This is a genomic window from Variovorax sp. 10L421 (assembly GCF_056395365.1).
In genome coordinates, this window is the sequence record NZ_JBFTJJ010000045.1 from 1 (window position 1) to 14,924 (window position 14,924).

The 14,924-nt window shown below is 65.1% G+C and carries 14 protein-coding genes; 7 read left to right on the forward strand and 7 right to left on the reverse strand.

The annotated features are described in order from the left end of the window. Window positions 1-21: 21 nt before the first annotated feature. Window positions 22-1,218, reverse strand: coding sequence for a phosphate/phosphite/phosphonate ABC transporter substrate-binding protein (gene phnD / locus AC1DFC_RS29095; protein ID WP_081502625.1), 1,197 nt, complete (start codon window positions 1,216-1,218; stop codon window positions 22-24). A gap of 141 nt (window positions 1,219-1,359) precedes the next feature. Here phnD and AC1DFC_RS29100 point away from each other — a divergent pair, with 141 nt between their 5' ends. The 6 genes from AC1DFC_RS29100 to AC1DFC_RS29125 all read left to right on the forward strand — a co-directional run bounded on the left by AC1DFC_RS29100 (window position 1,360) and on the right by AC1DFC_RS29125 (window position 8,923). Continuing rightward, window positions 1,360-2,046: a response regulator transcription factor gene (locus tag AC1DFC_RS29100; protein ID WP_007831000.1), complete on the forward strand. Its 687-nt coding sequence runs from the start codon at window positions 1,360-1,362 to the stop codon at window positions 2,044-2,046. A gap of 97 nt (window positions 2,047-2,143) precedes the next feature. Beyond that, complete coding sequence (locus AC1DFC_RS29105) at window positions 2,144-3,397, forward strand: sensor histidine kinase (RefSeq protein ID WP_478180516.1); 1,254 nt, start codon at window positions 2,144-2,146, stop codon at window positions 3,395-3,397. 131 nt (window positions 3,398-3,528) lie between these two features. Then, window positions 3,529-4,578 (forward strand): ABC transporter substrate-binding protein, encoded by a 1,050-nt coding sequence (locus AC1DFC_RS29110; RefSeq protein ID WP_007831004.1) that lies wholly within the window; start codon window positions 3,529-3,531, stop codon window positions 4,576-4,578. A gap of 10 nt (window positions 4,579-4,588) precedes the next feature. Further along, window positions 4,589-6,811 carry an ABC transporter permease gene (locus AC1DFC_RS29115; RefSeq protein ID WP_478180517.1) on the forward strand — a complete coding sequence of 741 codons (2,223 nt, stop codon included), beginning with the start codon at window positions 4,589-4,591 and terminating at the stop codon, window positions 6,809-6,811. A 26-nt stretch (window positions 6,812-6,837) separates the two neighbouring features. Then, on the forward strand, window positions 6,838-7,887 hold the full coding sequence (locus AC1DFC_RS29120; protein WP_478180518.1) for an ABC transporter ATP-binding protein: 1,050 nt from the start codon (window positions 6,838-6,840) through the stop codon (window positions 7,885-7,887). A 61-nt stretch (window positions 7,888-7,948) separates the two neighbouring features. After that, window positions 7,949-8,923, forward strand: a complete 975-nt coding sequence (locus AC1DFC_RS29125) for an AraC family transcriptional regulator (protein ID WP_478180519.1) — start codon at window positions 7,949-7,951, stop codon at window positions 8,921-8,923. Window positions 8,924-8,981: 58 nt separating this feature from the next. Here the strand turns inward: AC1DFC_RS29125 and AC1DFC_RS29130 are convergent, their stop codons facing one another. The 6 genes from AC1DFC_RS29130 to AC1DFC_RS29155 all read right to left on the reverse strand — a co-directional run bounded on the left by AC1DFC_RS29130 (window position 8,982) and on the right by AC1DFC_RS29155 (window position 13,790). Beyond that, window positions 8,982-10,391, reverse strand: a complete 1,410-nt coding sequence (locus AC1DFC_RS29130; protein WP_478180520.1) for an amidase — start codon at window positions 10,389-10,391, stop codon at window positions 8,982-8,984. Next, entirely contained in the window at window positions 10,388-10,669 is a 282-nt protein-coding gene (locus AC1DFC_RS29135) for a hypothetical protein (protein WP_042673049.1), read from the reverse strand. The genes AC1DFC_RS29130 and AC1DFC_RS29135 overlap by 4 nt, the downstream gene beginning before the upstream one ends. 62 nt (window positions 10,670-10,731) lie before the next feature. Next, entirely contained in the window at window positions 10,732-11,421 is a 690-nt protein-coding gene (locus AC1DFC_RS29140; protein WP_007831011.1) for an amino acid ABC transporter permease, read from the reverse strand. Next, entirely contained in the window at window positions 11,418-12,065 is a 648-nt protein-coding gene (locus tag AC1DFC_RS29145) for an amino acid ABC transporter permease (protein ID WP_478180521.1), read from the reverse strand. The genes AC1DFC_RS29140 and AC1DFC_RS29145 overlap by 4 nt, the downstream gene beginning before the upstream one ends. A 15-nt stretch (window positions 12,066-12,080) precedes the next feature. Next, on the reverse strand, window positions 12,081-12,902 hold the full coding sequence (locus AC1DFC_RS29150; protein WP_413334425.1) for an amino acid ABC transporter ATP-binding protein: 822 nt from the start codon (window positions 12,900-12,902) through the stop codon (window positions 12,081-12,083). A 30-nt stretch (window positions 12,903-12,932) separates the two neighbouring features. Then, window positions 12,933-13,790 (reverse strand): ABC transporter substrate-binding protein, encoded by an 858-nt coding sequence (locus AC1DFC_RS29155; RefSeq protein WP_007831017.1) that lies wholly within the window; start codon window positions 13,788-13,790, stop codon window positions 12,933-12,935. Between the two features lie 124 nt (window positions 13,791-13,914). On the opposite strand from AC1DFC_RS29155, the gene AC1DFC_RS29160 reads away from it, so the two are divergent. Continuing rightward, window positions 13,915-14,924: GlxA family transcriptional regulator (locus AC1DFC_RS29160; protein WP_478180522.1), on the forward strand; the 1,010-nt coding region annotated here is incomplete at its 3' end.

Sequence of the window (14,924 nt, forward strand, 5' to 3'; positions counted from 1 at the left end):
GTGGACTTGTTCAGATCATTCTTAGCTCGTAGATCGCAGCAGCTGCTCCATCCTCGAGCCGCGCTGCATGACCGCGCCGGCCTTCTGCATCCGCTCCTTCTCGCTCAGCCCGGGGTCGCGCATGATCTGCTGGCTCGCCTTGAACATTTCCAGGTTCGCGATGGTGATGAGCTGCCGGTTCGAGGACTGGCGCCAGCCGGTCAGTTTGTTGATGTCCCAGAGGATCCTTTTCTCCTCCGGATCCTTGGTACCGAATCCGTAGGTGAATGAGGCGATCCTCTGTTTCAGCTGCTGCGGCAGCTCGGTGCGCCAGACCATCGGGGATTCGGGAATGTCAGGCGACTCCCACAGCACGCGGATCTTCGCGGCGTCGGCCGGGCGCCGGGAGCGAAGGTTGTCCAGCTCCGAAGTGTTGTTGGTCGCGACATCGACCTCCCCCTTGGCAACGGCCAGCAGGTTGGCCTCGTGGCTTCCGCGCCGGACTTCCCTGAACAGTCCCGCCGGGTCGATCACTCCCTTCTTGACGAAAGCGAAGTACATCGGGACGAGATGTCCCGAAGCACTCTTTTCGTCGCCATCGCCGAAGCGCAGCTGCGGGGCCGAGCGGATCAGGTCCTCGAGATCGCGCAGCTTGCTGTCTTGCGGCACGATGAGGATCGAGCGATAGGAAGCCTTGCCCTGGTTCACCATGGTGGCGAATACGCTGCCGACCCCCATCTCCACGACGTCCAGCGCGGCTGCATTTCCGAGCCACGCTACATCCATGCTCCCCGCTGCGAATTCCTTCACGATCTCGTCGGCGGCGCCGAACACGCGCCGGTCTATCGARGTACCCGTTGCAAGCGCCATCCGATCGAGGAACGGATTCCAGTTCTTCAGCATGACTTCGGGATCCCGGGGGCTGATGAGTCCGAAGGCCAGCCGGGCGGTGGGCTGAGGCCCGGGCGGTTTTGCGGCCTGGGGCGTGCCTTGCGCCCAGGCGGGTGTGCATCCGGCAGCGCCGGCCCCGATCAAAAAATGACGTCGTTTCACTGTGTCTCCTGATGCTTTTTCAGCATGTGTCGTTGGTGGGCAAGGGAGCGGACACCTGAGCAGCCAGATGCGCAGCCCCGAATCCATGATTGAGTCGTCATGCGCTGGTGCCGAGAGGAAAAGCACGGTGACTGTGCGAAAGCATGTTGAAAGACTCGAGTCCGGAAGATGGATGCCGGCGGCCATGAACGTGCCGGTCGCCCGGGGCGCAAGTGCGAGCCCGGCGGCATCGGCTTCAGGCCGGGCGGTCTTTCTTTCGACTGTCTTTCGACTGTGCGTGGTGCAAGCCCCAGTTCATGGCAAGGCCCTTGATGGCACCATTCGTCCATGAAGCTTTTGCTCGTGGAAGACGACTTTGACCTGTCGGGGGTGCTCTCCCGCAGCTTGTCGTCGCGCGGCTTCGAACTGCTGTGCTGCAGCGACGGCGTCGAGGCCTTGGCCGCGGCTCGCAAGAAGAGCTTCGACATCATCGTGCTCGACCTCTCGCTTCCCGGGCTCGACGGGCTCGAGCTCCTTCACCGTCTGCGCGGCGACGGAAATGCGACCCCGGTGCTCGTGCTGACTGCCAGGGGCGCTGTCGGGGACCGGATCGCCGGTCTCAACGCAGGGGCCGATGACTATCTGGCCAAGCCGTTCGACCTGGAGGAGTTGATCGCGCGCGTTGGCGCGTTGACCCGCCGCTTCGGGCGCGACGGGGAGTTCAGGTGCGGACGACTGCGCTACGAGGCGTCAGCCAATGTTTTCTACAAGGACCAGAGTCCGCTCGATCTCTCGCAGCGCGAGGCCGATCTCCTGAAAAAGCTGATGTCACGCGTCGAGCACGTCGTCCCCAGGGAGGTACTGAGGGACGCGGTGTTCGGCGCGGACGCGGCGCAGGCGGACGCCATCGACGTCGTCGTACACCGGCTCCGGAAGAAGCTGGTCGGCGCGAATGTCGAGGTGCTGAACCTGCGGGGAGTCGGATATCTGTTGTGCGACGACGCGTCGGTGGCAGCGCAGCGTCCATCCCCTTGACATGAAGTCGCCGCTTCAACCGCCGCGCGCTGGGTCGCTTCGGCACTTCCTGCTTCTATGGCTCCTCGGGGGGCTATGGCTCCTGATCGCGTGCCTCGTGCTCGTCCATCTGGTGGCGGGCCTGATCACCTTGGCGCGCGAGCAGGATGCCCGCCTCGTCGCGAAGCTTGGGCGGATCGACGCGGCAGGCGGTGGCGAGGTGCAAGGCGTTCAGGGCCCGGTGCCGCCGGTGCCATCGTTCTATCGGGTCAGTGCCATCGACGGAAGCCTGATCGCGGGCGACCGCATGCTCGAGGCATTTCCGTGGACGGCGACCCTGCCGGAGTCCGGTGATCCCCGCTTCTATGTGAGCCAGCGGAGCGGGACCTCCGTGCGGGCCGTGGCGGCCCTGCGAAAGGACGCCCACGCTCCTGACCGGAAGGTGGTCGTCCAGTTTGCCGAACCGATGCGTGCACGCTTCGAGGTCTGGGACGAGCTCCCCGGGCAGCTGCTCGGATGGATCGGCGTGGCAGCCGTCGGCATGTCCCTGGTGGTGATCTCGGGTGTGGCCATGACCTCGCGATGGCTGGAGCGTGCCCGCCAGGCCCTCGATGCGCCGCAACTGGATGTCGGTCTCTACGACGGGCCGTCCGAGCTGCGCCCGGCGATGGCGCGYATGCACGAACTCCATCTGCGGCAGCGCGAATGGGTGGAAGAGCAGCGCCGCTTCCTCGCCGACGCGTCGCACCAGCTGCGCACCCCCATGTCGGTGCTCCGGACTCAGCTGCAGTCGGCCATCGCGGGCGATGTGCCGGCCTCCGAGATCCTGCCGCAGATGCTGCATACGGTGGATCGGGCGACGGACATGGCCAATCAGCTGCTCAGCCTGAGCAAGCTCGAGCAGATCAAGCGTGCGGGCCGGCTGCAGACCGTGCTGCTGCACGCCGTGGCCCTGGACGCGGTAATGGAGCTCGCACCGCTCGTCGCGGCCAAGCGCCTGGACTTCGCGCTCGAAGGCGACGATGGGCTTGGCGCCACCGGCGATCCGCTCATGCTCGGCGAGCTGCTTCGCAACTTGCTTGCGAACGCGATACATCACACGCCCGACGGCGGCCGGCTCGGCATCCTGATGCGCGCCTATGCCGCAACGATCGAACTGGTGGTGTGGGACGGTGGGCCCGGCTTGGACGATGCGTTGCGCCCGAGGCTGTTCCAGGCGTTCTCGGCGACCAAGGGCGGTGTTGGGCTGGGGCTGTCCATCTGTCGGCAGATCGCGGAAGCCATGGGCGCGACCATGGAGATTCACAACCGCGTCGACGGCGGCCGCGTCATCGGCGTCGACGCCGTGGTTCGCTGGAGCCAGGGGCCCTGACCGCCGACGGCGCGGCGTGCCGCATCGCTGCGCTTGCCGCGTCCTTCAATCCGTGCCTTTTCACAGCCTTCGCGTGGCTGGGGGCAGTGCTTTCACAAATTTCTCTGGTTTCAACCGTCAAGGAGACGAACATGAAGAAGAAAAACGCGCTTGCCGCTCTCGCGGTCCTCGCCATGGCAGGCATGACCGGTCTGACCGGCGTGCCTGTCGCCCACGCGCAGGGCGCAGGCCAGCTGAACGTCATCTGTTCCGTCCAGGACGAATGGTGCTCGCTGATGAGCACGACCTTCGCCCGCAGTTCCGGCATCAAGGTCAATGTGCTCAAGCGAGGCAGTGGCGAGGCGCTGGCGCAGCTGCTGGCGGAGCGCAGCAATCCGAAGACCGACGTGTGGTTCGGCGGCACGGGCGATCCCCATCTGCAGGCCGCGGAGCAGGACTTGACGCTCGAGTACAGGTCGCCGTCCCTCCCGCAGCTCCACGCCTGGTCGCAGTCGCAGGCCGAACAATCGAAATGGCGGACCGTCGGCGTGTACTCCGGTCCGCTGGGTTTTGCATTCAACACCGAGCTGCTGGCGAAGAAGAAGCTGCCCGAGCCCAAGTGCTGGAAGGACTTGCTCTCACCGGCGCTGCGCGGCGAGATCCAGGTTGCCAACCCGGCGAGCTCGGGCACCGCCTACACCATGATCGCGACCCTGGTGCAGCTGATGGGGGAGGACAAGGCTTTCGAGTACATGAAGGCTCTGCACAGGAACGTCGGGCAGTACGCGCGCTCCGGCACGGGTCCCATCAAGGCTGCGGCCCGCGGTGAGACCACTGTTTCCATCAGCTTCGTCCATGACGCGCCCAGCGAGCAGATGCAGGGCTTTCCGATCGCGACCGCGACACCCTGCGAGGGAACGGGCGCGGAGATCGGATCGATGTCGATCGTCAAGGGCGCACGCAACCTCGATAACGCGAGGAAGTTCTATGAGTGGGCCCTGACGCCGGCGGCGCAGCAGCTGGCAGCCGCGGCGCATCAGTTCCAGCTGCCCTCGAACAAGTCGGCCAGGCTGGACAGCCACGTTCCCGATTTCCGCAAGATCCGCCTCATCGACTACGACTACGCGAAGTACGGGCAATCGGCAGAGCGCAAGCGCCTGATCGAACGCTGGGACCGCGAGGTCAATTCCCTGCCACGTTGATCGGTCCGGCATGAAACTCAACGACAACAACCGACCGATCGYGGTCTGGTCGAYCATCGGCCTCGTCGCTTTCTGCGTCCTCCCCTGGTATGCGCTGCCCGAAGGCTTGTCCGGACTCCAGRGCATCGGCGAATTGTTTGCCGGGCATGACAGCTCCAGCGCGCTCGCCCAGATTCTGCTGCATCGGCGTCCCTGGCTTGCCGTGGGGGTCTGGCCGCTGGTCGTTGCGCTGGTATCCCTGCGCATGACGCCGGGGGTCGCCCAGGGCCGCCTCCTCGCTTGGTGCAGCGCGCTGGGCGTGGCGGGAATGCTTCTCCAGGGCTTCGCCATCGGATTGCCCGCAACTAGCGTGATCCACGGCGCAAGCCAGCCAGGTTTCGGCTGGGGGGCCATGCTGGTGCTGTGTTCGCTTCTTATGCTGGCCGCATTCGGCATGGCGCGAACCGGCGCATTCCGCGGCGACCTGTTCGTCGCGGCGGCGGTGCTCGGCGCCAGCAGTCTGCTGGTCACCTTCGTCGCCTTTCCGGTCTTCAGGTCGTTGTCCAGCGCCTTCCTCGACGACAGCGGCCACCCCAGTGTTGCGGCCTGGCTCGCACGGATCGCGAGCGAGCGGATCTGGGGCATCGGCTGCGCATACTCCGCGCAGAGCTGCGGCGTCGCGTGGAACACGCTGGCACTGGCCACGCTGACCGGCCTCACAACGACGGTGCTTGGAACGCTGCTGGCCCTGATCGAGAACCGCAGCGACTCCAGAATCCGCAACGCGCTTCGATTCCTCGCGCCTCTGCCCATCATCACGCCTCCCTTCGTCGTGGGACTGGGCCTCATCCTCCTGTTCGGGAGGGCGGGCATCGTCAACCAACTGATCGAGTGGGCCTTCGGCGTGGAGCCTACGCGCTGGTTCTATGGCTGGTTCGGCGTCTGGCTTGCGCAGCTGTTCGCGTTCACACCGATCGCCTTCCTGATCGTGCGCGGCGTCATCGAGGGCATCAGCCCTTCGCTCGAAGAGGCATCGCAGACCCTGCGCGCGGGCGGCTGGCGCACCTTCCTGTACGTCACCTTCCCGTTGATGCTGCCGGGGCTCACGAATGCGTTTCTCGTCGGCTTTATCGAGAGCATCGCCGACTTCGGCAACCCGATCGTCGTCGGCGGGCAGTTCTCGGTCCTGTCCACGGAGATCTTCTTCGCCATCGTCGGCGCCCAGTTCGATCAGGGCAGGGCAGCCGCGCTCGCGCTCATCCTCACCGTGTTCGCCCTGGGCGTCTTCGCGCTGCAGCGCCGCGTCCTCGGCCGGAAGAACTTCACCACCGTTTCGGGCAAGGGCGACGCAGGGCTTGCGATGCGCCTGCCCGACGGGCTGCGGCGCGCGGCGCTGTGCGTGGTCGTGCCCTGGCTGATCTTCACTCTGGTTGTCTACGTCTTCGCGTTCTGCGGCGGCTTTGTGCAGACCTGGGGACGGAACTATTCGCCGACCCTTGCCCACTTCCGCACGGCCTTCGAGGTTGCGATCGAGGGTGGTGCCGTGCAATGGATCGGCGTGGCCTGGGACTCGCTCTTCACGACGGTGCGGCTGGCCGCGATTGCGGCACCGCTCACGGCAGCCATGGGCCTGCTGATCGCCTGGCTGCTGGCCCGTGTCCAGTTCCGCGCGCAGGGCGTGTTCGAGTTCTCGGCGCTCATGGCTTTCGCGATTCCGGGGACCGTCCTGGGCGTCAGCTATGTCCTGGTGTTCAACGTTCCGCCGCTGGAGATGACCGGCACCGGCCTGATCATCGTGATGTGCTTCATCTTCCGGAATCTCCCGGTGGGCGTGCGGGCCGGTGCCGCGGCATTCAAGCAGCTCGACAAGTCGCTCGACGAGGCCTCGCTGATGCTTCGCGCYTCGACGGCRCGGACGCTCTGGTCGGTCACGCTGCCGCTGCTCAAGCCTGCTCTGGCCGCATCGCTCATCTACAGCTTCGTGAGATCGATGACCACCGTTTCCGCCGTGATCTTCCTCGTGACGGCCGAGACGGAACTGGCCACTACTTTCATCATCGGGCGAGTGGGCCAGGGCGACTATGGCGTGGCCCTGGCATACAGCACCGTCCTGATCGTCCTGATGGCACTGGTCACGGGCCTGGTCCAGTGGCGGGTCGGAAATCGCCGCCTGGGCAGAAGAGCTTCCGCGGCGGCAACACCCGCCGGCGCGTCCGACGTGCATCGCAGCCCGGCGGCAACTGCATCGCCGTGATCCCAATCCTCCAGCGAAAGAAACTCATGTACGGCATCGAATTCAAGAACGTCTCCAAGAGCTACGGCACGGGTGCCGGCGCGCCGATGGTCGTCAAGGACATCAGCTTCGGTGTTCCGAAGGGAACGCTGACCACCATCCTCGGACCGTCGGGATGCGGAAAGACCACGACACTGCGGATGATCGCGGGCCTGGAAAGCCCCAGCTCGGGCCGCATCTTCATCGACGGCACGGATGTCACCACGCTCGGTGCGGCGCTGCGGAACGTGAGCCTTGTGTTCCAGAGCTATGCGTTGTTCCCGCACATGAGCGTCATCGAGAACGTGTCCTACGGGCTGCGCATGTCAGGCCTGCCAACGCCTCAGGCCARGGAAAAGGCGGGGCTGATGCTCGAGACCGTGGGCCTCAAGGGCATGAACGAGCGCATGCCCAGTGAGCTCTCGGGTGGCCAGCAGCAGCGGGTCGCGCTGGCGCGTGCGCTTGCGCTGGAGCCTGCTGTGCTCCTGTTCGACGAGCCGCTGTCCAACCTGGATGCCCGGCTGCGGCGCTCCATGCGCGAGGAGATCCGCTCGCTGCAGCAGCGCCTTTCCCTGACGGTGGCCTACGTGACGCATGACCAAAGCGAGGCGCTGGCGGTCAGCGATCACATCATCGTGATGGATCAGGGGGTGATCGCGCAGCGCGGGGCACCGCACGAACTGTACGAATCGCCGCAATCCGAATTCGTTGCGGGCTTCATGGGCGAGGCCATGCTGTTCGATGGGCTTTGCGATGAACAGCGACGGGTTGGCCTGGGTACCCTGAGCATCGCCGCACCTGCGGGAATCGGTCAGGGCCCCGTGAAGGTCGCGGTGCGTCCGGAGGCCTGGGTCATCAGGCCCGTCTCCAACGACGGCCTCGCGGCGCGGGTGATCAAGAGAACCTACGTTGGCAGCACYGTCGAGTACACGTTCTCCAGCCAGCTCGGCGAGATCTTCGTGGTGTCGCCAGAAGTCAGGCAGACCTTGGCGCATGGCGCGCCAGTGAGCCTGCACCTGGCCGACCACGGCGTATCCATCGTTTCCTCGGTGAAATAGGCGGGCGCCCGCTGCGTTCGCAGGACATCGGTGTCGACGCCGGCGAGATAGCCTTCAGATCATGCAGATGAGATTCCGACAACCGGCGGTTGCCGCCAGTGGGGAAGATTGCAATCCCTTGCTGCAGCTTCCCGAATTCGACGACAGGCAGTCGAGGAACCYGCAGCCTCGCCAGTCGCTGTTCGACATGAATTCCTGCCTGTCTTTTTCGGAGCATGGCGTGCCATGGCAACCCGGGCGCTTGCGTTACCACCAGGATTTCGAACTCCACGTCATCATGGCTCCGTTTGCTTGTGCTTTCGTCGGTGACGAGATCCACAGCTTCGCATCGGGCAATGTCGTCCTGATCGGCCCGCGCCTGCCGCACAACTTCCGGTTCACGGGCACGGCCGATGGCGCTCGCGCGGCGACGAATCCCGTTCTGCGATTCGCCGATGCACCCTTGCGCAAGAGCATGGTCCTGCTGCCGGAGCTGCGCGAGGCCGAAAGCCTTCTGGACAGGGCCCATCAGGGCGTCGAGTTCGTCGGGTTCCGGGAAGCCGCTATGAAGTACTTGGCGCGAATCGAGCAAAGCCGAGGGCTGGAGCGCTTTTCGGTTTTTTCGGCGCTTCTGGACGAGCTCGCGCGATGGAAGGACACAAGGGTCCTGACGAAGCTGAAGTACGGGCAGGCGCAACCCCTGGCCGGCTGCCGGTCGGGAAAGATCTACGCCGTGCTGGACTACCTCCGGGTGAACTACATGCAGGAATTCAGCCTGCCCGAGATCGGCGCCATGGTCGGGATGCACGAGGCGGCGCTTTCCCGCCAGTTCCGCAAGCTCACCGGCAGAACATTCACCGCCTTCGTTGCCGAGCTGAGGGTGGCCAAGGCCTGCCAGTTGCTCCTCCATAGCGACCGGCAGATCAGCGCCATCTGCTATGCCGTCGGCTTCAACAACATTTCGAATTTCAACAGGCACTTCCTCAAACGCAAGGGCCTGACGCCGACTGAGTACAGAGCGCTCGGCGAGTTGGGCCGACGCAGCGGCTTGGACTGAACCCCATCGACTGGAGCACTAGGGTCATCGGAACTAAGCCACCTGCTGATCATCGCGTTCAGTCCAGGCCCCGCGGGTGAGCCAGGTGCCAGCACGTGGCTTGCTGGTATGCGTGGCCCAGCTGCAAGGCCTGCAGTTCGCCGAGGCCGGGACCAATCACCTGCACTGACACCGGCAAGCCTTGTCGCGTGAAGCCGGCGGGCAAGGCCAGTGAGCAGAGATCGAGCAAGTTCACGAAACGCCCCAAAAGCGACAGTGGCGTGAGCAGTTCGTCSACATCGGACACCGGAATCGCTGCGATGGCATTGGTCGGGAAGATGCAGACGTCCACGTTCATCATGGCTTGCTGCATCGCCGCCTGGGCGTGCGCCCGAGCGGCGAGCAGTTGCTGGTAGCGGGCCGCGCTGATGTCGCGTCCGAGCAGAATGCGGCGCCGCACATGGGGATCGAAGTCCAGGTCGTCGCGCTCGAACAGCGCGCCGAGATTCGCGTAACCCTCGGCGCTCATCAACTGACCTGCGATCTGCATCGCTTCGGTCAGCGACGTCGGCAAGGGCTGGCGCACCAGCGTGACGCCGAGGTCCTGGAAGGCTTGCAACGCCGCGTCATAGACCGAGAGCACCTCGGCGTCCACATGCTGCCGCTCTCCGTCCGGCAGCACCCACGCCCGCATACCCGCGACTGGAAAGCGCAGCGATGGCGCGAGCCTTCGCACCGGAGACGAACGCGATGCCGCGTCGAGCGGGTCGGGCCCTGCGATCACATCGAGCAGCAATGCGCAGTCAGCAACGTCGCGCGTGATCGGCCCGACCGTGTCGTGCGTCGGGCACAACTCGACYAGGCCGTGACGGCTCACCATGCCGTGTGTGGTCTTGAGTCCGACGACGCCGCACAGCCCGGCCGGGATGCGCACCGAGCCGCCGGTGTCCGTGCCGATCGCCGCGCACGCCATCCCGGCGGCCACCGCCACTGCGGAGCCGCTGCTCGAGCCACCTGGCACTCGTCGTGTCGTCAGGTCCCAGGGGTTCCAGGGCGTCCCCATCACGGCATTCGTGCCCCATCCGCCGAACGCGAACTCCACCGTGTGCGTCTTGCCGAGCACCACTGCGCCGGCCTGCCGCAGCCTGTGCACGGCCGTGGCGGTGACCTCGCCGATTCGGGGCGGCCGTGCGACCGACCCCGCCGATGTGGGCCAGCCCTCGATGTCGAACAGGTCCTTGACCGCTACGGTCACGCCATGCAGCGGACCGAGCTTCACGCCGGCCCGCCGCAGTGCATCGAGGCCATCGGCCGCGGACTGGGACTGTGCCACGTGCACATCGACGTAGGCGTGTAGGCCCGGGTCCAGCCGCGCGATCCGCGACAAATGCAAATCGACCAGTTCGCGGCTGCAGATTTCGCCGGCATCGAGYAGTGCCTGCAGGCGTCCGATGGTTGCGAATGCGAGTTCAGTGTCCAGGGTGGTCATGGCACAGGTCCTTCAGAACGCAGCGTGGTTCGTGGCGCCGGACCAGTTCGCCAGGCCGCTGCGCTCCAGTGCAAGCCAACCGCAGGCCACACCTGGCGCGCTGACCACAGCGCGCCCATCGTGCTGAGCTTGACTGCGCTGCAATCGGTGCGATGCCGGGCATGCACCGTAGCRCGGCCAAGGGCGAGGTCGGTGAAGGCAGCTTCGAGCGCGGACGCGCAGCCAGGGACAACCAGCAGCGCGTCGATGCGCGCGTCGTCGAGATAGGGAATGTTCATTACGGGTTCGTGAGGTCGTCGCGTCGGAGATCGGCGCATGACGTGTCTGCCATCGTCATCGCTCAGTTTGCGCCGCCCATCACACGGCGGCCGCGCGCCAACCGCGCCTCCAGCCAGCGCGAGAGCAGCGACAGCGGGAATGCAATGGCGAAGTAGAAGAGGCCCACCAGCAGGAAGATGTGCAGCGGCAGGAAGGACTCGCTGCTGATCGCTCGCGCGGTGAGCATCAGCTCATCGGTAGCAATTAGCGCGCACAGCGAGCTGTCCTTCAGCAGCGAGACATAGGCATTGAGCAACGGCGGCATCATCACGCGCAGGGCTTGCGGCGCGCTCACGTTCACGAAGACCTGCCGCGGCGTCATGCCGACGGCTAGGCCCGCCTCGCGCTGGCCCCTGTGCACTGAACCGAGACCACTGCGCAGGATCTCGGCCACGTAGGCCGACCCCTGCAGACCCAGGCCCAACACGCCTGCCCAGAATCCCGACAGCGTGACGCCGGCCTGTGGCAGCGCGAAGTAGATGGCCAGTAGCAGCGCGAGCAGCGGCACCGATCGGATGAACTGCACATAGACGCCGGCGGTGCGCTGAAGCCCGCGGGATCCCCTGCGCTGCGCCCAGGTCAACAGTGAACCGAGCAATGCCGCCAGGCCGAAGCCGGCGAGCGACAGTGCCACGGTCACCAGCGCGGCGCTGCACAGGCGCCCGCTCCAGTCCCCCCAGTAGTCGGCACAGGTGGCGAAGAATTCGATCATCGACCCACTCCCAGTCGGCGCTCGACATTCGCGAAGCCCCAGATGATCGGCAGAACGATGGCGGCGTAGAGTGCYATTGCGGCCAGATAGATCAGCGTGGTCTCGAAGGTGGAAGTCACGAGGTTGCGGGCGTAGAACATGATTTCGGGAACAGCGATGGCCGACGCAATGGAGGTGTCCTTGACCAGTTGGCTGCCGTAGTTGCCCAGCGACGGCAAGGTGACACGCAGCATCTGCGGTAGCAGCACACAGCGCAGCACTTGCGTCGGCGTGAGGCCGATGGCCAATGCAGCTTCGCGCTGGCCAGTGTGCAAGGACCTCAATCCGGCCGTGAAGATGTCGCACAACACGGCCGCCCCGACCAGGCCTAAGCCCACGCAGGCAGCTGTCACCGGCGACAGCCGGACGCCGGYGGACGCGAGCCCGAAGTACAGGACGAACAAGTGCGCCAGCGCCGGAACGTTGCGCATCCATTCGCTGTAGGCCGCGATGGCGCCTTGCACGAGGCGGCGGTGAGTGAAGGTGCGCGCCAGCGCCAATGCCAGCCCGCACAGCGCCGCGATCAGGAATGCGCCCACAGAGACCTGCAAGGCCGTCAGCGCGCCGACAGACAAGGTCTTGATGATGGCAAGAAAGGTATTCATCACCGCTCAGGTTTTTCAGCGCTGAGACGAGACACGGCCGCCCGCCTGACACAGGAAGGCCTTGGTGCGCGCCGCCTGCGGCCGGTCGATGACCTCGATGGCCGTGCCCTGCTCGACGATGTGTCCGCCGTCCATGAAGATCGCCCGGTCGGCCACCTCGCGAGCGAAGCTGATCTCGTGTGTGACCAGGATCATCGAGCGGCCTTCTTCCGCGAGTTCCTTGATGACGCCCAGCACCTCGCCGACCAGTTCCGGGTCGAGCGCCGAGGTTGGTTCGTCGAACAGCATCACCTTGGGCCGCTGCGCCAGCGCTCGCGCGATCGCGACCCGCTGCTGCTGGCCGCCGGACAGGCGCTCCGGGTACTCTTCGGCCTTRTGGCGCAGATGCACCTTCTCCAGCATCTCATCGGCCAGGTTGTAGGCCTCGGCGCGGCTCAGGCCCGCGCACTTGATCGGACCGAGCGCCACGTTGTCGCGCACGCTCAGATGCGGCCACAGATAGAAGAGCTGGAACACCATCGCCATCTCGGCACGCTGCGGCGCCAGTTCGGTGTCCGTCATCAGGCGCAATTCACCACGCCGATCCGGCACCTGACCGATGCGCTCGTCTTCTAGAAAGACTGAGCCTTCCGTGGGTTTTTCCAGGTAGTTCAAGCAGCGCAGGCAGGTGGACTTGCCCGAGCCGCTGGGGCCCAGCAACGCCAGCGTCTCGCCGCGCTGCAGATCAAACGAGATGCCCTTGAGCACGTCCAGGCTCCCGAACGACTTGCGCAGGGACTGGACGCGYAGCAGCGCTTGCGCGCTGGCTGGGGTGATGGCTGGAGCGATAGCGTTCATCGACTGACGTGGCCTGAATGACGGACCGGTTTACTTGCAGCCGGGCAATTGCCAGCCGGCCGGGCGATCCACGCTGGCGCGGAAGTTCTTGCCGACTGGCACATACCAGACGTCTTGCACCAGGCCGTAACGTTCGCCGATCTTCTTGATCTCGCAGCCCTGCCAGAGCTTGGCGATCTCGGCGTTCACTGCCTTAGCCAGTTCCGGGCTGTCCTTGTTAAGGCCRAACACCACCTGACCAAGTCCGGTGAGCAGCGGGAAGTCTGGGTTGTTGTCGGTGAAGGCGTTGAAGCGCAAGTTCCATTGCGGGTTGCGCGAGATGGCGTACTGCACGACCGGCGGGTCGCCGATCACGGCATCGATACGGCCGGCGAGCAGGTCGCGCACCGCTGCGTCTGAAGTGTCGTACTGGCTGAGCTGCAGGCCGGTGATCTTGCGCAGCTCGGGAATGAAGGAAAAGCCGGTGATCGTGCCAACCTTCTTGCCTTCCAGGTCCTTTAGCGTCGCCCAGTTGGTCTTGGACGACTGCATGATCCCGTTCTTGAAGTAGTGGATCGGGTCGCTCAAGGTCATGATCTTCGAGCGCTGCTCGGTCCAGCCCATGGTGCCAGCCATCACGTCGACGCGTTTGGCTTGCACGGACGCGATCGTGCCCGACCACTCCATCAGCGCAGGCTTGACCTGCAGCTTCAGCGCGTCGGCCACGCGCTGTAGGATCTCGCCGTCGTAGCCAATCATCTTGCCGTCTTGATAACCGGTTCCGGGCATGTCGCCGGTGAAGGCGATCGTCAGCTTGTTCACCTCGATGGTTTGAGCCTGCACACTCGCAAGCAGGCCGACGAGGGTGAGCAGGGCACACAGGGGGCGGGGCAGTTTGCCGATGTTCATGGAGGCTCCGAAAAGATTGAAGGGCTAGAAAGAGGACGTGAGCAAATGGTAGAAATGAACGCCGAAACCCTCCTGTATCGGTGCGAGCAACAATAGAACGTATGCGACATTCAGGGATATCCCGGTGAGCCGCCGAGGCGGGGAACCCGCGCCACCGCCACACCAGACAGCCACGCTGGATTGGCTCGATGCCGAGTCGCYTCCGCGGGTCAGCTCGCCACGTCAGGCCGAACTGCGTATTGGCATCGTGTTGTGGCCAACGTTTCCGTTGCTGTCGCTGGCCGGACTCAGTGATGCGCTGCGCCACGCCGCCGACATGGGCGACCGCAGCCGCCAAGTCCGTTGCACCTGGCGCGTGCTCGGGCTGGAGGGCGAGTCGGTGCGTGCCAGCTCCGGCATCGAGGTGCCGGTACAGCAGGCCTTCTCGTCCACGTTCRACTTTGACTACTTGGCGGTGATCGGCGGTCTGCTACCGCAGATCGATCGCGTCCCCGCGGGCTATCCGCGCTATTTGAAGCAAGTGGCGGAGGCCGGCATTCCATTGATCGGCGTCTGCACCGGAAGCTTCGTGCTGGCCCGTCACAGACTGATGGACGAGCGCGTCGCTTGCGTTCATCCGTTCCACGTCGATGACTGGAAGGCCATGTTTCCGGGCCATCCATTCGTTACTCACACCGACTACCACGTCGATCGGGATCGCATCACCTGCGCCGGAGGCATCTCGATCATCGAACTCGCCGCCGAACTGGCGCGCCGGCATTGCGGCCCGGGTACCTCAGCCAAGGTCATCCACCAGATGACCGTCGCGCCGCGAAAGTCCAGCAGCCACATGGCGCGTCGTCAGGCGCTGGGCTACATCACGACCGAGAAGGACAAGCTGCGTCAGGTCGTGCTGCTGATGGAGAAGAACCTGTCACCGCCGCTGGAGATCGCCGTCATCGCGCGCCTCGTRGGTTCGAACCCGCGACAGCTCGAACGGGCTTTCCTCGCCGAAACCGGCTTCACCCCGTCGGACTACTACCGAACCCTGCGCCTGAAGTACGGGCGATGGCTGCTCACAACCTCGGACATCAGCATCAACGAGATTGCCTTCGAATGCGGATTCGCCGACGCGTCACATTTCATCCGCCACTT